General features: G+C 71.9%; 17 protein-coding genes. 4 read left to right on the plus strand and 13 right to left on the minus strand.

All coding sequences use genetic code 11. The features are described 5' to 3' along the window. Positions 1–55 precede the first annotated feature (55 nt). Positions 56–565, plus strand: coding sequence for a GtrA family protein (locus ACH4S9_RS29140; RefSeq protein WP_311729411.1), 510 nt, complete (start codon positions 56–58; stop codon positions 563–565). Here the strand turns inward: ACH4S9_RS29140 and ACH4S9_RS29145 are convergent, their stop codons facing one another. Further along, positions 566–1,825, minus strand: coding sequence for an ATP-binding protein (locus tag ACH4S9_RS29145; RefSeq protein ID WP_311729410.1), 1,260 nt, complete (start codon positions 1,823–1,825; stop codon positions 566–568). Positions 1,826–1,865: 40 nt separating this feature from the next. Next, positions 1,866–2,546, minus strand: a complete 681-nt coding sequence (locus tag ACH4S9_RS29150; protein WP_014177112.1) for a response regulator transcription factor — start codon at positions 2,544–2,546, stop codon at positions 1,866–1,868. 311 nt (positions 2,547–2,857) lie between these two features. Between ACH4S9_RS29150 and ACH4S9_RS29155 the strand changes: the two genes are divergently transcribed. Next, complete coding sequence (locus ACH4S9_RS29155) at positions 2,858–4,387, plus strand: oligopeptide:H+ symporter (protein ID WP_311729409.1); 1,530 nt, start codon at positions 2,858–2,860, stop codon at positions 4,385–4,387. Positions 4,388–4,455: 68 nt separating this feature from the next. Here ACH4S9_RS29155 and ACH4S9_RS29160 read toward each other — a convergent pair whose 3' ends face one another. The 6 genes from ACH4S9_RS29160 to ACH4S9_RS29185 all read right to left on the minus strand — a co-directional run bounded on the left by ACH4S9_RS29160 (position 4,456) and on the right by ACH4S9_RS29185 (position 10,164). Then, complete coding sequence (locus tag ACH4S9_RS29160) at positions 4,456–5,829, minus strand: hypothetical protein (RefSeq protein ID WP_398374872.1); 1,374 nt, start codon at positions 5,827–5,829, stop codon at positions 4,456–4,458. Between the two features lie 14 nt (positions 5,830–5,843). Further along, a complete protein-coding gene (locus ACH4S9_RS29165; RefSeq protein ID WP_398374491.1) occupies positions 5,844–7,034 on the minus strand; it encodes a neocarzinostatin apoprotein domain-containing protein in 1,191 nt (396 codons plus the stop codon). Continuing rightward, the gene (locus ACH4S9_RS29170; RefSeq protein ID WP_398374492.1) at positions 7,031–8,029 is read right to left on the minus strand and encodes a hypothetical protein; all 999 of its coding nucleotides are present in this window, start codon (positions 8,027–8,029) and stop codon (positions 7,031–7,033) included. Before ACH4S9_RS29170 ends, ACH4S9_RS29165 begins: the two co-directional genes overlap by 4 nt. 95 nt (positions 8,030–8,124) lie before the next feature. Continuing rightward, complete coding sequence (locus ACH4S9_RS29175) at positions 8,125–8,895, minus strand: LPXTG cell wall anchor domain-containing protein (protein WP_398374493.1); 771 nt, start codon at positions 8,893–8,895, stop codon at positions 8,125–8,127. 196 nt (positions 8,896–9,091) lie between these two features. Beyond that, positions 9,092–9,601 (minus strand): ATP-binding protein, encoded by a 510-nt coding sequence (locus ACH4S9_RS29180; RefSeq protein WP_311729405.1) that lies wholly within the window; start codon positions 9,599–9,601, stop codon positions 9,092–9,094. A 194-nt stretch (positions 9,602–9,795) separates the two neighbouring features. Further along, positions 9,796–10,164, minus strand: a complete 369-nt coding sequence (locus ACH4S9_RS29185) for an STAS domain-containing protein (RefSeq protein ID WP_311729404.1) — start codon at positions 10,162–10,164, stop codon at positions 9,796–9,798. Positions 10,165–10,413: 249 nt separating this feature from the next. On the opposite strand from ACH4S9_RS29185, the gene ACH4S9_RS29190 reads away from it, so the two are divergent. Beyond that, positions 10,414–11,379 carry an RNA polymerase sigma factor SigF gene (locus tag ACH4S9_RS29190; protein ID WP_311729403.1) on the plus strand — a complete coding sequence of 322 codons (966 nt, stop codon included), beginning with the start codon at positions 10,414–10,416 and terminating at the stop codon, positions 11,377–11,379. Between the two features lie 165 nt (positions 11,380–11,544). Here the strand turns inward: ACH4S9_RS29190 and ACH4S9_RS29195 are convergent, their stop codons facing one another. Next, positions 11,545–12,174 (minus strand): TetR/AcrR family transcriptional regulator, encoded by a 630-nt coding sequence (locus tag ACH4S9_RS29195; RefSeq protein WP_398374495.1) that lies wholly within the window; start codon positions 12,172–12,174, stop codon positions 11,545–11,547. A 117-nt stretch (positions 12,175–12,291) separates the two neighbouring features. Between ACH4S9_RS29195 and ACH4S9_RS29200 the strand changes: the two genes are divergently transcribed. Further along, positions 12,292–13,236, plus strand: a complete 945-nt coding sequence (locus ACH4S9_RS29200) for a zinc-binding dehydrogenase (RefSeq protein WP_398374496.1) — start codon at positions 12,292–12,294, stop codon at positions 13,234–13,236. 10 nt (positions 13,237–13,246) lie between these two features. Here ACH4S9_RS29200 and hutI read toward each other — a convergent pair whose 3' ends face one another. From hutI to hutU, 4 genes are all read right to left on the minus strand, one after another. Further along, on the minus strand, positions 13,247–14,416 hold the full coding sequence (hutI, locus tag ACH4S9_RS29205; RefSeq protein WP_311729400.1) for an imidazolonepropionase: 1,170 nt from the start codon (positions 14,414–14,416) through the stop codon (positions 13,247–13,249). Positions 14,417–14,535: 119 nt separating this feature from the next. Beyond that, the gene (locus tag ACH4S9_RS29210) at positions 14,536–15,885 is read right to left on the minus strand and encodes a formimidoylglutamate deiminase (protein WP_398374497.1); all 1,350 of its coding nucleotides are present in this window, start codon (positions 15,883–15,885) and stop codon (positions 14,536–14,538) included. Further along, entirely contained in the window at positions 15,876–17,063 is a 1,188-nt protein-coding gene (locus ACH4S9_RS29215; RefSeq protein WP_385350025.1) for an allantoate amidohydrolase, read from the minus strand. Before ACH4S9_RS29215 ends, ACH4S9_RS29210 begins: the two co-directional genes overlap by 10 nt. Positions 17,064–17,209: 146 nt before the next feature. Then, positions 17,210–18,892, minus strand: coding sequence for a urocanate hydratase (gene hutU, locus ACH4S9_RS29220; protein WP_398374498.1), 1,683 nt, complete (start codon positions 18,890–18,892; stop codon positions 17,210–17,212). Positions 18,893–19,043 lie beyond the last annotated feature (151 nt).

Genomic DNA, 19,043 nt, shown 5'->3' on the forward strand with positions numbered 1-19,043 from the left:
CTGGTTAGCATGGGGCGATGTTGTCGATGCGATCGGACGGGGCTGAGAAGTCGCCATGAGTGAACAGCGCATGTTCGGCAGGCTGCGCGCACGAGTGGATCAACTCACCCATGAGATCCTCAAGTTCGGAGCCGTCGGCGGGGCCGGCGTCCTCGTCAACCTCGGCGTCTTCAACCTGATCAGCCATGTCACCGAGCTGCCCACGGTGCGGGCCAGCATCGCGGCGACCATCGTCGCCATCGTCTTCAACTACGTCGGGTTCCGGTACTTCACCTACCGGGACCGCGACAAGCAGGGGCGCACCAAGGAACTCACCCTCTTTCTGCTGTTCAGCGCGGTCGGCCTGATCATCGAGAACGGCGTGCTCTACACGGCCACGTACGGGTTCGGCTGGGACAGCCAGCTCCAGAACAACGTGTTCAAGTTCCTCGGCATCGGCATCGCCACGCTCTTCCGGTTCTGGTCCTACCGCACCTGGGTGTTCCGCGCGCTGCCCGCCAAGGAGGCGGTGGAGACGGCCGAGTCCTTCCTCTCCGAGGCGCCCGACCGGACGGTCAGGAAGTAGTCAGGAAGCGGCGCCCTCGCGCCCGGCGTCGCCCTCGCGGCTCAGGAAGAGCGCGAAGACCGGCGGGTGCTGCTGGAGCAGCTCCAGACGGCCGCCGTCCGCCTCCGCGAGGTCGCGGGCGACGGCGAGCCCAAGACCCGTGGAGTTGCGCCCGCTGACCGTGCGCTCGAAGACCCGCGCGCCCAGGTCGGGCGGCACGCCGGGCCCCTCGTCGGACACCTCGACCACCGCCTGGTTGCCGGTCACGCGGGTGCGGAGCGCGACCGTGCCGTCACCGTGCATCAGCGAGTTCTCGATCAGCGTGGCCAGCACCTGGGCGACGGCCCCCGGGGTGCCTACCGCCCGCAGCCCCTTCTTCCCGGAGCGCACGATGGCGCGGCCCTCGCTGCGCGAGGCCGGGCGCCACTCCTCGATCTGCTGCTTGACCACCTCGTCCAGGTCGAAGGCGACCGCGGAGCCGGTCCGCGGGTCCCGCGAATTGGTCAGCAGCCGCTGGACGACGTCAGTGAGCCGCTCCACCTGGGCCAGCGCGATCTGGGCCTCCTCCTTGACCGTCTCCGGGTCGTCGGTGAGCGTGATCTCCTCCAGCCGCATGGACAGCGCGGTCAGCGGCGTACGCAGCTGGTGCGAGGCGTCGGCGGCCAGCCGGCGCTCGGCGGTGAGCATCCGGGCGATCCGCTCGGCGCTCGAGTCGAGCACATCGGCGACCCGGTCCAGCTCCGGCACCCCATAGCGCCGGTGGCGGGGGCGCGGGTCCCCCGAGCCCAGCCGCTCGGCGGTCTCGGCGAGGTCGGTGAGCGGGGCGGAGAGCCGGTGGGCCTGCCGTACGGCGAGGAAGACGGCGGCGAGCACGGCGAGCAACGCCACCGCCAGGATGATCAGCATGGTGCGGCCGATCTCCTGGCTGACGGTCGAGCGCGACGCCTCGACCAGCACCGTCTCGCCCTGTTCGCCCTTCTCCTTGGCGGAGATGACGCTGCCGGTCGGGCGCCGGCCGATCTCCACCACATCGTGGCCCGGGATCCTGATCAGGGCGTAGCGGCCCGGCTCGATCTGCTCCCGCAGCACCGTGGGGGTCACCCCCTCGCCGCCCAGCAGTCTGCTGTCGACGATGCTGACCAGACGCACCGCGTCCGATTCGACGCTCTCCTGGGCGCTGTCCTCGATGGTCCGGGTCTCCACGATGACCAGGGAAAGACCGAAGACGGCGATGACGACGAGCACCACGGCGAGCGTGGAATTGATCAAACGACGGCGCATAGCCCTACCGTGTCACGCTGGGGATGTCTCTCGGCTTTGCTCAGCTTTTCTCGAATCGGAACCCGACCCCGCGCACGGTGGCGATGTACCGGGGGTTGGCCGCGTCGTCGCCGAGCTTCTTGCGCAGCCAGGAGATGTGCATGTCGAGGGTCTTGGTGGACGACCACCAGGTGGTGTCCCACACCTCGCGCATCAGCTGGTCGCGGGTGACGACCCGCCCCGCGTCCCGGACCAGGACCCGCAGCAGATCGAATTCCTTGGCGGTCAGCTGGAGCTCCTCGTCACCCATCCAGGCGCGGTGCGACTCGACGTCGATGCGCACCCCGTGGGTGGCCGGCTGCTGCGCCTGCGTCTCCACGGCACCGCGCCGCAGCAGGGCCCGCACCCGGGCCAGCAGCTCGGCGAGGCGGAACGGCTTGGTGACATAGTCGTCGGCGCCGGCGTCGAGGCCGACCACCGTGTCCACCTCGTCCGCGCGCGCGGTGAGCACCAGGACGGGGAAGCCGTGGCCCTCCGTACGCAGACGGCGGCAGACCTCCAGGCCGTCCATGCCCGGCAGGCCCAGGTCGAGGACGAGCAGGTCGACGCCTCCTTGCAGCCCGGCGTCGAGCGCGGTCGGTCCGTCCTCCCGCACCTCGACCTCGTATCCTTCGCGGCGCAGGGCGCGGGCGAGCGGCTCCGAGATGGACGCGTCATCCTCGGCGAGCAGTACTCGGGTCATGGGGTGATGGTAGTCCGACCAGGTTCGCGCACGGGGCGCGCACGGGACTACGGCCGAAGCACAAAAGGTTGCACACGGCACGCGTGAGCTATCTCTCAATACGGTCATTGTCGTGCATGGCGTGTCGTATGGTGACACGGAGTCCGTAGCAACTTTTCGGGACCTTTGGCCGTAAACGCAGCGCCGAAGGTCCTCGTCGTGTACGGGGCCGCAGCCATCTGCTCTGCCGGTCCGACACACGGCCGCCACCCCCCACCGGGCACGCCCTCGTGCGGCACCCCGCCCGGGCATGAGCACATCAAGGAACCACCATGGCGTCCAGCCAGACGAAGGGCGCGGCCAGGCAGGGAACCCCTGCCGACGGCGGCAAGACCTTCTTCGGCCACCCCCGCGGCCTGGCCACTCTCTTCATGACCGAGATGTGGGAGCGCTTCAGCTTCTACGGCATGCGGGCCCTGCTGGTCCTCTACCTGATCGCCGGGGGCCCGGACGCCAAGGCCGGCAGCCAGGGCGGCGGCCTGGAGCTGACGCAGGGCAACGCGGTGGCCATCTACTCGGTGTACCTGGCCATGGTCTATCTGCTCGCGATGCCGGGCGGCTGGTTCGGCGACCGCGTCTGGGGCCCGCGCAAGACGGTCGCCGTCGCGGCGGGCATCATCATGGCCGGCCACCTGGCGCTCGCCGTGCCCGGCCAGGCGACGTTCTTCGCCGGTCTGGCGCTGGTCGCCCTGGGCTCGGGGCTGCTGAAGGCCAACATCTCCACGATGGTCGGCCACCTCTACGACGGCCCGTCCGACCCGCGCCGGGACGGCGGCTTCACGATCTTCTACATGGGCATCAACCTCGGTGCCTTCGCCGCCCCGCTGGTGATCGGCACCATCGGCCAGCAGTACAGCTGGCACCTGGGCTTCGCGCTCGCCGCGGTGGGCATGGGGCTCGGCCTGATCCAGTTCCTGGTCGGCACCCGCCATCTGAGCCCGCGCAGCAGCGTGGTGCCGACCCCGCTGGCGGTCGCCGAGCGCAACGCCTGGCTGCGCAAGGGCCTGATCTGGCTGGCCGTCGCGGCGGTCTTCTACACCGTGGTGGTGGCCACCGGCCACTGGACGCTCAACTGGGCGCTGGTGCCGATCACCATCCTGGGTCTGATCATCCCCACCGGGGTGCTGGTCCGCATCAAGCGCGACAAGGAGCTCACACCGGTCGAGCAGACCAAGGTCAGCGGCTACATCTGGTTCTTCGTGGCCGCGGCCGTCTTCTGGATGATCTACGACCAGGGCGGCTCGACGATGTCCGCCTTCGGCGAGACCAAGACCGCCGACACGATCTTCGGCCTGCACTTCCCGTCGTCCTGGTTCCAGTCGGTGAACCCGCTGATGGTGATGGCGCTGGCGCCGGTCTTCGCCTGGGCCTGGCTGGCCCTGGCGCGGCGCAGCCGGGAGCCGGGCACCATGGCGAAGTTCGCCCTGGCCCTGCTGCTGATCGGCGCGTCCTTCTTCGTCTTCATGGTCCCGATGGGGATGGCCTCGGACGGTGCGAAGGTCAGCCCGATGTGGCTGGTGTCGATCTATCTGATCCAGACCATGGGCGAGCTGTGCCTGTCGCCCGTGGGGCTCTCGGTGACCACCAAGATGGCGCCCGCGAAGTACGCGAGCCAGATGATGGGCGTGTGGTTCCTGGCCGTCACCGCCGGCGACTGCGTCACGGGCCTGCTGTCCATCGCTGGGGTCGACCTGAGCGGCGTGGGGATCATCGCGCTGGAGGCGGCGGCGGCCGCGGCGGCCGGTGTCGCGATCTATCTCTCGCGCAAGAAGGTCGTGCGACTGATGGCCGACGTCCACTGAGACGCCGTGGATGAGTGAGGGGCCCGGCGCGGGTGATCGCGCCGGGCCCCTCGCGTACGCGCCGTGCGTCAGCGTGTGCCGCGCAGTCTGCGCCAGGGGGTCAGGGTGAAGACGGCGGCGCCGAGCAGGATGGCCGTGCCGGCCACCAGCCCGAGGGCCTTGAGGCCGCCGTGGTCGCTCGCCCCGGTCTCGGCAAGCCCGCCGCTGGTGGAGGTGCCACCGCCGGACGTGGAGCCGCTGGTACCGCTGGTGCCGCTGCCGCTGGAACCGCTGTCGCCGCCCGAGGTGCCGCCCGGCTGGGCCGTGGTGTCCAGCTCGAGCGAGGCCTGGGTGCCACTGGCGGGGGTGCAGACGGTCTTCGTACCGAGCGCGTTGACCGTGAGCACCCCGGGGGTGAGCGTCGACTTGCCGCTCCCGCCGGGCTTGTAGCTGCCGGTGAGGTCGGGGATCTCGATCGGGGCGCCTGCTTTGATGGCCTCCTTGTTGGTCGGGCCCTCCACCGCGACCGTGCCCTTGTCCGCGCCGCCGACCTTGACGGCCATCGACGGCTTGACCGAGTCCGCGGGGATGTCGACCGGGCTGTCCATGACGGACTTGCCGAACTTGACGGTCAGGTCGAAGCTGCCGCTCTTCTTGACGGCGTCGATGCGGACCGGGGAGGTGGCGTTCTTGTCGCCGATGGGGGTCTTGCAGGCGTAGGCGACCTGGACCTCCTTGCCGGTGTACGAGTCGCCGCCACCGCCGCCGCCCGTGGTGGTGCCGCCGGTGGTGTTACCGCCCGTGGTGTTACCACCTGTTGTGGTGCCCCCGGTGGTGTTCCCACCCGTCGTGGTGCCGCCCGTGGTGGTGCCGCCGGTCGTGGTGCCGCCTGTTGTGTTACCGCCGGTGGTCGAGCCGCCCGTCGTGGTGGAGCCGCCGTCCGTCACCTTGATGGTGGCCGCGGCCTTGACCGCCTCCTTCGCCGAACACGCGGTGTCCGTGGACAGCGGCTTGCTGATGTTGATGTTGTACGCGCCCGGGGTCAGTGTCACCTCCCCCGCCTTCGTCAGTTTGAGCGTGCCCTTCATGTCGGACAGCTTCATCACGCTGTCCTTGGGGATCACCGGGTTCTCCCGCGGCCCCTCCATGGCCAGCGCGCCCGTCTGCGCGCCACCCACCGTGAGGGTGCCGGTCGGCTTGACGGTGTTCTCCTCGATGTCGAGGATCGGCAGGTTCTTGGAGGCGGCCTGCACCGTCTTCCAGACCACCTCGACCTCGTCGCCGACCTTCGCCGTCGCCGGGGCCTGCACCTCCACCGTCGTGGTGCCCTCCACCGGAGGCAGGCCGGAGATCGGCGGCGGCAGACACTCGGTCGCGTACGAGACCTCGGCCGCCCGTGCGGTGCCCGCGCCCATCAGCACGCCCGCACCGCCGAGCAGCAGCGCGACCGCTGCCGCGCCCACTCTTCGTTGCGTACTCACGTCGTTCCTTTCGGGGTCGGTCGGTTCTCCTGGGACGGTGCGGAAAGTTGTCGCTCTGTTCGCTCTGTTCGCTCTGTGCCTTTCGGCTGAGGCAGTGAGCTGCCCGGCAGGGTGTCCGGGGTGAACCAGGGCAGCGCGCCGCCACCCTCGCTCTCCGCCGGGGCCGGGGACCTGGACGGCGGCCGGCGGGTGCGCCGGTTACGCAGCGGCCACCGCCGTACCGGGCGGCGGCGGCCACCGCGCCCGCTGACCACCGCCGTACGCGGGCGCACCTTGTCCACGACGGCCATGCCGATGCGGAAGACCGCCGCCGGGACCACCACGCACAGCAGGATCCAGAAGAGCGTGACGCCCCACGGCCGCCCCACCGTCCACTCCTGCTCGACCAGCACCTTCCCGCCGTACCTGAGCGACACCTGATAGTCGCCGTGCGCGCCCGCCGACAGCTCGACGGGGAGCTCGACCTGTGCCTTCTTCCCGGCCGCTAGGGTCCCCCGCCACTGCTGCTCCTCCCAGGAGGGAGCGAACACGCCGTGCGAGGTGCCCACCTGGAAGACCGGGTCGCGGGCCGGGGTGGAGCCGAGGTTGGCGACGGTGACCACCAGACGCCGCTGCGGTGGCGCGCCGAACCAGGTGAGCAGCCCGCTCGAACCGTCGAGCCGCGCGGACAGCGCCCGCAGCCGCTCGCCCCCGGTCCCCTCCCGCTCCGGCAGCGGCTCGACCGGATGCCCCGCGACGCGGAACGTCACATCCACGGTGGCGGCTTCGCCGGTGACGGTCGCCACATGGATGACGCAGGGGCACGGCTCGGGCGGCTCGGCGACCGGCAGCTTCTTGCTGAAGGCGCCCTGAGCATCGGTGGTGACCGCTCTGCCGTCGGAATTGGCGCAGGAGTTGGTGCCGCCGATCATGTTCTGTCCGCAGATGAGCATCATGAGCAGTGCGCGGGGCCGCCACCCCCGGCCGCTCACGGTGACCGAACCCCCCGCGCCCGCCTCCTCCTTCGACACCGTCGCGGTCGGTCCGTCGGCCGCGAAGGCCCGGACCTGCGGCGGCGCGCCGAGCGCCAGCACGACGAGCGCGAGCACGGCCAACAGCGCGGCGAGCGGGCGGTGTCCGCGGGGGGCCGCGCCGGGGGGCCTCGGCGCCGGGCGCGGGGTCGGCTGGATGTCCGTACGGCCTGTCACGTCCTCGCTCCTGACGCCGTGCCTGTCGGTTCCCGTGTCTCCCGCGCGGGTTCCACGGGCGCGCCGCCCTCCGCGCCGCCGTCCGCGCCGCCGTCCGTGGGGCCTGTCCCGGGGACGCCGGGCGGGCGGTGACGGCCACGCCGCCGCAGCAGCAGCCACGCGCTCCCGCCCCCGGCCGCGCCGAGACCCACGGCCGCCGCCCCGGCCACGACGCCCCGGGGCACGGCGGTGTAGTCGGCGGAGGCGGAGGCGTGGGCGCCGCCCGCCGCGGTGACGGTGAGGGTGACGTCCACCGAGTCGAGGGCGGGCGCGCCCGGCCACTTCTCGGTGAGCCGCACCCGGCGGCCCGGCGCCAGTCGGACGGGCAGCGTGCGGGCGTCCCGGCGCAGCACCTCGCCCAACAGCCCGTCGGCGCGGACCGCCAGCCGGGGCGTCAGCACGGTGTTGCCGCGGTTGACGAGCGCGTAGTGGATGGCGGCGCCGCCGTCCGCCTTGACCACCTTCATGTCCTCGACGGAGAGCGCCGCCAGCGTCCGCCCGCCGACCCGCAGATACACCGGTACCCGCACCTCGTGGCCGCCGCCGGAGACGACGATGGCGCCGGGGTGGTCGCCGGGCGGCGTCTCGGGCGGGACGGTGAGGGTGAAGGGGACGTCGGCGCGGGTGCGGGCCGGGACCGTGACCCGCTTGGCGGCGAGCGCGATCCACGCGCCGTCGGAAGCGGCGTCCGCGGCGCGGAGTTGGACGGTACGGGGCCGCTTGCCGTGGTTGACGACCGAGAGCCGGTCCCGGAGCGCGCTGCCCGGCCCGCCCTCCAGATAGAAGTACGGCCGGTCGTCGGCGCCCGGCCCGCCCGCGCCGCCGGCCGCGGGGCGCGCGGACCAGTCCGGCCCGGCGGCCGTGGCGGGCGCGGTGAGCGGCGCGGCGGCGAGCAGGGCGGTGGCGAGGGCGGGCACGGCGGCGACCGTCCACGCTGCGCGGATACGAGACGGCATCGGCGGCTCCTTGAGTGCTGGTGCTGGTGCTCGTGCTCGTGCCTGACCGCGGGGCGGCGGCGGGCCCGGCCCGGCCCGGTGTCCGGCCGGCGCCCCTACGCGCGGCGCGTGCGCCCGCGTCGGGTCAGCCAGAGCGTTCCGGCCGCTCCGGCGAGAACCACCGTGGCGCCGAGCGTGCCGAGGGCGAGCGCGGAGTCCGCCGGTCCGGTCTGCGGAAGGCTGCCGCCGGAGGAGCTCTGCGCACCGCTGGTGCCGCCGGTGCCGCTGGTTCCGGATCCGCCCGTACCGCCTGTGCCGCCCGTGCCGCCGTCCGTACTGCCGCTCGTGCCGCCCGAGCCGCCCGCGCCCGTGACGTCCAGGGTCAGCGAGGGCCCCGGGCTGTTGCCCGGCGTGCAGGTCGTGGTGGTGCCCAGCGCCTTGATGGTGAGGGTGGAGGCGGTGAAGGTGACCTTCCCGTTCTTCTTCGGGGTGTAGTCGCCCGTCAAGTCGGTGATTTTGATCGGGGTGTTGGCGGGGATGGCCTCGGCGTTGGGGGGCCCGGCGACCTTGAGCGTCCCACTCTCCGCGCCGCCGAGCTTGATGAGCGCGCTCGGGTGCATGGCCCCCTTGCCCAGCTCGACGGGGCTGGAGGAGACGCCCTTCTGGAAGGACATGGTGAGCTTGTACGCGCTGCCGCTCTTCACGGCCTTGATGTCGATGGGCGACACGGCGCTCTTGTCACCGATCGGCGTCTGGCACTTGTAGTTGACGTCCACGGTGACGGCCCGCGCGGCCGGGGCGGTGAGGAGTACCGCCGAGCCGGCCACGGCCGCGGTGAGTGCGAGGGCTGCGCCACGGCCGGCGGGGTGGCGTTGTGTGTGGGACACCTCGAGATCCCCTCTCGTCAAGTGCCGCAGCCGAATGTTACTGACGACACATCAGATCGGGCGCTGACAGTACGCCGGGGACCTTATGGAGGGAAGACAAAGTACGCGCCGGTTCGACGCGAAGCGGGTGAAGATGTGGAAACCAGGGCCTGCGCGGGCCCGCGCAGGCCGCCGGGCAGGGAGGGGACCCCAGTCGTCAGGAGGGAGCGGCGAGTTCGGCCCAGACCGTCTTGCCGGCGCCGTCGGGGTTCCGTACGACCCCCCAGTCGAGGCAGAGCCGCTGCACGATAAACATGCCGTGTCCGCCGGGGCGGCCCGCGCGGTGCGGGGTGCGGGGGGCGGGGGTGCCCGAGCCGAGGTCCACCACTTCGAGCCGCAGCACCTTCGCCGAGCAGCTGACGCGCAGCTCCTCGGGCCCGTCGGCGTGCAAACAGGCGTTGGTGACGAGTTCGGAGACGACGAGCAGGACGTCCTCGGCGGCGGCCCGCTGATCGGCCGTCACCGCCGGGAGCCAGCCCCAGTCGCGCAGCGCCTCGCGAGTGAAGTCGCGAGCGCGCGGCACCGCGCCGCTGGCCCCGATCAGGTGGAGCCTGCGGGTCTGGCGGATGGGCCCGACGGGTGGGGTCGCCGTCGGGGTGGCCGAAGCAGCGGGGCCGTCCGGCTCCGGGCCACGGTCGCCCGGCGGGTACGGCCGGGTGGTGCTCATCAGCGGCTTCACCTCACCGATTCACCGATTCAGGGACAAGGAATACCTGATCTTTTCAACAGTTTCAGCCTGTCTCCTGCCCGACGAAAGCGTGAGAACACCCACTTCCTCCGAACGTCTCGTGTGACGCGGACTACGCATCCATGACGTGTCGGAGATGCCCCCGGGAAACACGGAAACAGGAAGAGCCCGCGCTACTCGACGAGCGCCGCGTCCAGGGAGTCGTGCACCGTGAAGACGGCCTCCGCCCCCGTGATCTCGAACACGCGCGCCACGACCGGCCGCATGGCCACCAGATGGACCGCGCCGCCCTCCGCCTCGGCCTTCAGGCGGGCGCCGAGGAGGACATTGAGCCCGGTGGAATCGCAGAACTCCAGCCTGGAACAGTCCACGACCAGCCGCGCATGCCCCTCCTCCACGCAGGCCTCGAGCGGTTCTCGCAACGCCTCGGCGGTGTGGTGATCCAGCTCACCCGCCGGTGTCACGACCGCGCTCGCCCCGTGGTGCCGAACCTCGACCCGTAGTCGGCCCTTGCTTGCGCTGCCGACCATCTGGCGGTCCATGTGCGCACCTCTTCTGGCGTCTCGTTGCTTTCGATTGCGCGTGTCGAACATTACGCCTTCTCCACGGCCTCCGGTACCCGAACAATCCACATACTTCGCCAAACACGGACAAGTTGGACTTGCCACTTGCAGGTGAATCCGGGTAGGCGTAGAGAGACACACCCGCCACGGCCGGCTTTGGAGGCGCCGCAAACCGCAGCAGTCGTAATGGCATCGGCAGCCATATGCCGAGAATGAGGGAGGAGACTTATGTCACCCCGGCTCGACGAATCGCGCACCGATTCCTCTGTGACCACTCGGACCACTCAGGACACTCGGCTCACCGCCTCGTCGACACCCCCGCCGCAACAGTTCACTTCCGGCCCGGATGGCCCTACGGTCACCGGTCTTTCTTTCGAGGATCTGCCCGAACTGGCCGATCTACCCGAGATCCCGCCGTATGAAACGGTAGGGCCGGTAGACGCGCGGGCGCTGTCCAAGACCCTCTTCGAGCGGCTCGAAATCCTCGAAGAAGGCACGCACGAATACGCGTACGTCCGCAACACCCTGGTCGAGCTCAACCTGGCCCTGGTCAAGTTCGCCGCCTCCCGCTTCCGCTCGCGCAGCGAGCCCATGGAGGACATCGTCCAGGTCGGGACCATCGGCCTCATCAAGGCCATCGACCGCTTCCAGCTCAGCCGCGGCGTCGAGTTCCCCACCTTCGCCATGCCGACCATCATCGGCGAGATCAAGCGCTTCTTCCGGGACACCAGTTGGTCGGTGCGGGTCCCCAGGCGGCTTCAGGAGCTGCGGCTCGACCTGGCCAAGGCCGGCGACGAACTGGCCCAGCGACTGGACCGCGCCCCGACCGCCGCCGAGTTGGCCGAGCGGCTGGACATCACCACCGCCGAGGTCATCGAGGGCATGGCCGCGAGCAACGCGTACACCGCGAGTTCGCTGGACGCCCAGCCGGAAGAGGACGACACCGAGGGCGCGCTCGCGGACCGCATCGGCTATGAGGATCACGGCCTTGAGGGCATCGAATACGTCGAATCCCTCAAACCCCTCATCGCGGATCTCTCGCCGCGCGACCGGAAGATTCTCTCCCTGCGCTTCGTGGCGAATATGACGCAATCGGAGATCGGTGATGAGCTGGGCATCTCCCAGATGCATGTCTCCCGGCTGCTGTCGCGCACACTCGTCCGGCTCCGCAGAGGCCTGATGATCGAGGAGTAGCGCTCACCGCAGACGGATAAGGGCCCGCCCCCAGGCCTGGGACGGGCCCTTATCCGCGCCCGCGTGTCCCTCCCCCGCGGCCATTCCCCGCACGCATTCCCCACATCGAATACATCGGCCGAAAAACCTGGCATTTCCGGGACATGACTCCCCGTCCGCCGCGCGTCAGCCCCGGGTGGAGTCGGTGATCAGGCCGGCGACTCCCGGAAGCGCGTTCAGCGCCTCGCGCGTCCGCGCCCGCAGCTCGTCGCGGCCCGGCTCGCCCGGGGCCCGCGCCCACTCCTTGAGCGCGCTGCGCCACGCCGCCAGCATCAGCTCGAGCAGCAGCCGCACCCGCAACTCGTCGGTCGCCGAGTCGGGCCGGCGGCGTGCGACGGAGCGCACGAGGGCGTCGGTGACGTCCGCGCAGTGTCCGAGGCTGTGCGCGGTCAGCGCCGGGGTGCGGTCGGCGAGTGCGCGGCTGACGCGGAAGCGGCGCTCCCAGCCGTCCGCCATGTCCGCCACGGCGGCGAAGAGCGTGTCCTCGAGCGCCGTCAGCAGCGGGCCGGTCAGCGGCTGCGCCTCGATGCGCGCGCCGTACGCGGCCCACAGCTCCTTCTCGGGCGCGAGCGCGACGTCCTCTTTGGAGGCGAACGTACGGAAGAACGTGCGCTTGGACACCTCCACCGCGCCCACCAGCTCATCGAGCGTGACCGCGCAGAACCCCTTCTCCGAGAAGAGCGCCAGGGCGGTCTCGACCAGGGCCTCGCGGGTGCGCAGCTTCTTGCGCTCGCGCAGCGGCAGTTCGTTCACCACGCCCGGCAGCCTACCGCCCGGCGCCTCCCCGGGTCTTTTGCCACTTGTAGGCTTATGCCACTGAGTGGCACTATGGGATTCCTTGATCAGCAGCATCTGTGAACCGCGGAGGCGGACGTGCGCGCACTGACGATCGACCATGCGGCCCCCGGGCATCTGTCCCTGGCCGAAGTCCCGGACCCCGAGCCCGCGCCCCACCAGGCGCTGGTGCGGGTCGAGGCGTTCTCGCTCAACTACGGCGAGGTCTCCCACGTCCTGCCCGGCGGCGAGGACGGGGCCGTGCCCGGCTGGGACGCGGCGGGCGTGGTGGTCCGGGCGGCGGCGGACGGCTCCGGGCCGACCGCCGGCACGCCCGTGGTCTCCCTCGGCGCCGACGGAGCCTGGGCCGAGCTGCGCGCGGTGGACACCGGCCTGCTCGCCGCCGTCCCGCCCGGCACCGACCCCGGGGCGGTCAGCACGCTGCCGGTGGCCGCGGGCTCCGCGCTGCGCGCGCTGCGCCGCCTCGGGCCGATCCTGGGCCGGCGGGTGCTGGTGACGGGCGCGGGCGGCGGGGTCGGGCGCTTCGCCGTACAGCTGGCGGCCCGGGGCGGCGCGCACGTCGTCGCGGCCACCTCGGATCCGTCGAAGGAGGCCGAGCTGCGCGCGCTGGGGGCGCACGAGGTCATCGTGAGCGCCGGAGAACCGGCCGCGGTGAAGCCGGCCGAGCCGGTGCACGGCGTGATCGACCTGGTCGGCGGCGCGGCGCTGGTCGCCGCGTACGCGACCCTGGCCCCGCACGGGACGCTGATCGCCCTGGGGCACAACGGCGGCGACGGCGAGAGCTTCCCGTACGGGGCCTTCTTCGGCAACGAAGGACACAACCGGTCCATCACCACGTACTTCCTGCTGGACGACGTGGACGGGCTGGCCGAGGACCTGTCGTGGCTGGCCGGGCTCGTGGCGAGCGGCGAGCTTGACCCGCAGATCGCCTGGCGGGGCGACTGGTCGCGAGCCACCGAGGCGGCCGAGGCGCTGCTCGGCCGCCGGGTGCGCGGTAAGGCGGTCCTGGAGGTGCCGGCGTAGGGAACGTCCGTCAGACCAGCGTGCCGCCGTGCCAGGCCGCCGCGACGAGAGGGACGCCGGGGCGGTAGGCGAGGTGGACGTGCGAGGGGGCGTCCAGCAGGACCAGATCGGCGCGGAGGCCGACGGCGACCCGGCCGACGTCGGTACGGCGCAGGGCCCGCGCCCCGCCGGCCGTGGCCGCCCAGACCGCCTCGTCCGGGGTCATCCGCATCTCACGGACGGCCAGCGCGACGCAGAAGGACATGGAGCTGGTGAAGGACGAGCCCGGGTTGCAGTCGGGCGAGAGCGCCACGGTCACGCCCGCGTCCAGCAGCCGGCGCGCGTCGGGGTACGGCGAGCGGGTGGAGAACTCCGCGCCCGGCAGCAGCGTGGCGACCGTGTCGCCCTGGGCCAGGGCGTCGACATCGGCGTCGGAGAGGTGGGTGCAGTGGTCGGCGGAGGCGGCACCCAGCTCGACGGCCAGCTGGACGCCGGGGCCCTGGGTCAGCTGGTTGGCGTGCACACGCGGGGTCAGCCCCCGCCGCGCTCCGGCGGTGAGGATCGTACGCGCCTGGTCGCCGTCGAAGGCGCCCCGCTCGCAGAACACGTCGATCCAGCGGGCGCGCGGGGCGCAGAGGTCCAGCATCGGGCCGGTGACCAGATCCACGTACGCGGCGGCGTCGTCGGCGAACTCGGGCGGCACGACATGGGCGCCCAGATAGGTGACCTCGTCGGTGTAGGCGGAGGCGACCTCCAGCGAGCGGGCCTCGTCCTGGGAGGTCAGGCCGTAGCCGGACTTGATCTCCAGGGTCGTGGTGCCCTGGCGGCGCGCCTCGCGGACGTAGTGCGCCACATTCGCGTCCAGGTCCTGGTCGGAGGCGGCGCGGGTGGCGGCCACCGTGGTGCGGATGCCGCCCGCGCTGTACGGGCGGCCGGACATCCGGGCGTTGAACTCCTCCGTCCGGTCGCCCGCGAAGACGAGGTGGGAGTGGGAGTCCACGAAGCCGGGGAGCAGCGCCCGGCCGCCGGCGTCGACCTGATTGTCGGTGGCGGGTGCTTTGCTCGAGTCACCGATCCAGGCGATGCGGTCGTCCTCCATCACGACGGCCGCGTCCCGGATCAGACCGAGGGGGCCTTCGCCGAGGGAGGGGTCGTTGGTGACGAGGGTGGAGATGTCGATGATGGCGGTCGCGGTCGTCATCGCGGGCGTTCTCCTTCATCTGGCCGGTCACCGGGCCCTCATGGGGCCGGTGGTGAAATGGCCGGTCGTGAAGCGGCCGGTCATGGGGCCGGTCACCGGGCCGGGCATGGTGCTGTGGCTCAGTCCCGCAGGGCCGCGATGGCCTCGGCCAGGGCCTCGGGGACTCGGGGGACGAGCTGGTGCGCCCCGTCCCGTACGACATGGCGCCCGCCGACCACGGTGTGCCGGACATCCGCGTTGGTCGCCGCGAATACGGCCGTCTCGGCGCCGAGGGCGGGCGGCGGTCCCGCCGTGCGGACGGAATCCAGTGCGATCGTCGTGAGGTCGGCGAGCGCACCGGGCTCGATCCGGCCCGCGTCGTCGCCCCAGCCGAGGGCGGCGTGGCCGTCGGCGGTGGCGGCGCGCAGTAGCCGGGGCGCGCTCCAGTGGCCCCGGGTGCGGGTGTGCAGCCGCTCGTCCATCTCCATGGCGCGTGCCTCCTCCAGGATGTCGATCACGGCATGGCTGTCGCTGCCCAGCGAGAGGGTGGAGCCCGCCTGCTCCAGCTGGGCGGCCGGGCCGATGCCGTCGGCGAGATCGCGCTCGGTGGTCGGGCACATGCAGACACCGGTGGCCGAGTGGCCCAGCAGCCGGATGTCCCCGGGGGTGAGATGGGTGGCGTGCACGGCCGTGGTGCGCGGGCCGAGCACCCCGTGGTCGGCGAGCACCCGGGTGGGGGTGAAGCCGTGCGCCTCGACGCAGGCGTCGTTCTCGGCGGTCTGCTCCGAGAGGTGGACATGGAGCGGGGCGGCATGGTGGTCGGCCCAGCCGGAGACGGTCCCCAGCTGGTCCACGGGCACCGCCCGCACCGAGTGGACGGCCGCGCCGATACGGGTGTTGCCGTCCCCCTTGAGCGCGGACACCCGCTCCGCCCAGGCCTCCGCCGTGCCGTCGGAGAAGCGCAGCTGGTGGGCGTCGGGCTCGGCCCCGAAACCGGAGGAGAGATAGCAGGTGTCGAGGAGGGTGATCCGGATCCCGGCCTCGGCGGCGGCCGCGATCAGGGCCTCCCCCATCGCGTTGGGGTGGTCGTAGCGGGTGCCTCCGGGCGCGTGATGGAGGTAGTGGAACTCGCCGACGCAGGTGATGCCCGCCATGGTCATCTCGGCGTAGACGGCGCGGGCGAGATCGAAGTAGCGCTCGGGGGTGAGCTTGTCCGCGACGCCGTACATCACCTCCCGCCAGGTCCAGAAGGTGCCACTGCCCGCCTGGACCACGCCGCGCAGGGCGCGGTGAAAGGCGTGGCTGTGGGCGTTGGCCAGGCCCGGGAGGGTCAGCCCACGCAGCCAGACGGCCCCGGCGGGCGGCACGGGCGTATCCGCCCGCACCTCCTTGATCCGGCCGTCGACCGCCGTCACGATGAGCACGTTCGGCTGCACGCTCTCGCCCAGCCAGGCATGCTCCGCCCAGTAGGTCTGCGCCGTCAGCGACACGCCAGGCCCTCCAGTACGTCGGCGAGTGCCGTCACCCCGGCGAGGCAGTCATCCTCGGCCGCCGTCTCGGCGGGTGAGTGCGAGACGCCGGTGGGGTTCCTTACAAACAGCATGGCGGTCGGTACGGACGCGGACAAAATGCCCGCGTCGTGTCCCGCGCCGGTGGGCAGGACCGGGGCCCCGCCGAGGAGCCCCGCCAGCTCGTCGCGGAGGCCATGGGCGAACTCCACCACCGGCGTGAACGACTCCCGCGTGACCTTGACCTCCACGCCGTCCCGCAGCCCGCGCTCCACGGCCGCGCGCTCGATCTCGCCGACGACGGCCGCCAGCGTCTCCTCGTCGGGGGCCCGGGAATCCAGCCAGCCCCGCACCAGCGAGGCGATGGCGTTGACGCCGTTCGGCTCCACGCCGACCTTGCCGAAGGTCGCCAGCGCCCCGGCGAGCCGCGCCTTCTTGCGCGCGGCCAGGACGGTGTTCGCGTAGGTCAGCATCGGGTCGCGGCGGTCCTCCAGCCGGGTCGTCCCGGCGTGGTTGGCCTCGCCGTGGAAGTCGAACCGCCAGCGGCCGTGCGGCCAGATGGCGGAGGCGACGCCGACGGGGTGCGGGCCATCCGCCAGGGCGCGGCCCTGCTCGATGTGCAGCTCCACGAACGCGCCGATGCGGGCCAGCCGCTCCGGGTCCGGGCCGATCGCCTCCGGGTCGTACCCGGCGCGCTCCATGGCCTGCGCCAGGCTCACCCCGTCGCCGTCGCGCAGCGCGTGCGCCTGCTCGGCGCTCAGCTGCCCGGCGGCCAGCCGCGAGCCCACGCAGGCCAGGCCGAAGCGGGCGCCCTCCTCGTCGCCGAAGTTGACGACGGCGAGCGGCTTGGCGGGGCGCGCCCCGCGCGAGCGCAGCTCGTCCAGCGCGGCGAAGGAGGAGACGACGCCGAGCGGGCCGTCGAAGGCGCCGCCGTCCGGCACGGAGTCCAGGTGCGAGCCCGTGACGACAGCGTCCCCGGCGGTCGGGTCGCCGAGCCAGGCCCACTGGTTGCCGTTGCGGTCCTCCTCGTAGGCGAGGCCGCGGGTCTCCGCTTGGGCGCGGAACCAGGCGCGGCAGTCGGCGTCGGCGGGGGTCCAGGCGTAGCGGCGGTAGCCGGTGGTTGCCTGGTTGCGGCCGATGGGGAGGAGGTCGCGCCACATCTCGTGGAACGTGGCCCCGGGTGCGCCGGTCGCCGCCTGAGGTTCCGTTTCGTGCGCGGGTGCGGGCCGGTGGTCGGGGTGTGCCCACCCGTCCCTCCCCCAGCTACCGCTGGGAGGTGCCCCCTCTGCGGGACGATTGCCCACACTCATGCGGTGTCCTCCTCGCGCATGGGGATGCGAACGCCTCGTTCCGTCGCTACCTCGTCCGCGCGGTCGTAGCCCGCGTCCACGTGGCGGATCACGCCCATGCCCGGGTCGTTCGTCAGCACGCGGCGGATCTTCTCGCCCGCCAGCGCCGTGCCGTCGGCGACCGTGACCTGGCCCGCGTGGATGGAGCGGCCCATGCCGACGCCGCCGCCGTGGTGGATGGAGACCCAGGACGCGCCCGAGGCGACGTTGACCATGGCGTTGAGCAGCGGCCAGTCCGCGATCGCGTCCGAGCCGTCGAGCATCGCCTCCGTCTCGCGGTACGGGGAGGCCACCGAGCCGCAGTCCAGGTGGTCGCGGCCGATGGCGAGCGGCGCGGCGAGCGTGCCGTCGGCCACCATGTCGTTGAAGCGCTCACCCGCCTTGTCGCGCTCGCCGTAGCCGAGCCAGCAGATCCGGGCGGGCAGGCCCTGGAAGTGGACCCGCTCCCCCGCCATCTTGATCCAGCGGGCCAGCGACTCGTTCTCCGGGAAGAGGTCGAGGATGGCCTTGTCGGTGGCCGCGATGTCCTTGGGGTCGCCGGACAGGGCCGCCCAGCGGAAGGGGCCCTTGCCCTCGCAGAAGAGCGGGCGGATGTAGGCGGGCACGAAGCCGGGGAAGGCGAAGGCGCGGTCGTATCCGGCCAGCTGGGCCTCGCCGCGGATCGAGTTGCCGTAGTCGAAGACCTCGGCGCCCGCGTCCATGAAGCCGACCATGGCCTCGACGTGCCGCGCCATGGCCTCGCGGGCCCGCTGGGTGAAGTCGGCGGGCTTCTCGGCGGCGTACGAGGCCATCTCGTCGAAGTCCACGCCCAGCGGCAGATACGCCAGCGGGTCGTGGGCACTGGTCTGGTCGGTGACGATGTCGATGGGGGCGTTCATCGCGAGCAGCTGGGGGACCAGCTCGGCCGCGTTGCCCAGGACGCCGATGGACAGCGGCCGCCTGGCGTCACGCGCCTCGACGGCCAGCTGGAGGGCGTGGTCCAGGCTGTCGGCCCGTACGTCCAGGTAGCGGTGGGCGATGCGGCGCTCGATGGCGCGCGGGTCGCAGTCGATGCAGATGGCGACGCCGTCGTTCATGGTGACCGCGAGCGGCTGCGCGCCGCCCATGCCACCGAGGCCGGCGGTGAGGGTGATGGTCCCGGCCAGGGTGCCGTTGACCCCTTTACCCATTGAATGCAGCTTCGCGGCGACCGCGGCGAAGGTCTCGTACGTGCCCTGGAGGATGCCCTGGGTGCCGATGTAGATCCACGAGCCGGCGGTCATCTGGCCGTACATGGTCAGGCCGAGCGCCTCCAGACGGCGGAACTCCTCCCAGTTGGCCCAGTCGCCGACCAGGTTGGAGTTGGCGATCAGCACGCGCGGCGCCCACTCGTGGGTCTGCATGACGCCGACCGGCCGGCCCGACTGGACCAGCATCGTCTCGTCCTGCTTCAGCGTGGTGAGCGTGCGGACCATGGCGTCGAACGAGCGCCAGTCGCGCGCCGCCTTGCCCGTGCCGCCGTAGACGACGAGCTTGTCCGGGTGCTCGGCGACCTCCGGGTCGAGGTTGTTCTGGAGCATCCGCAGAGCGGCTTCCTGCTGCCATCCCAGGGCACTGAGTTCGGTGCCACACGGTGCGCGTACGGGTCGCGGTCCTGACATGGGCCGTGCCTCCCTGCCGTTGACTGGATCAATATATTCACATCTTTGCGTCGATGAATAAGGTTAGTCAACACCGGGCTCACGGAGTGTTCCGGGAGGCGGACTTGCGGTTGACGTATACGTCAGGTCTTACCGTCTCGGCGTTCCGCTC

It is taken from the genome of Streptomyces sp. NPDC021225 (assembly GCF_044332865.1).
Lineage (GTDB): Bacteria > Actinomycetota > Actinomycetes > Streptomycetales > Streptomycetaceae > Streptomyces.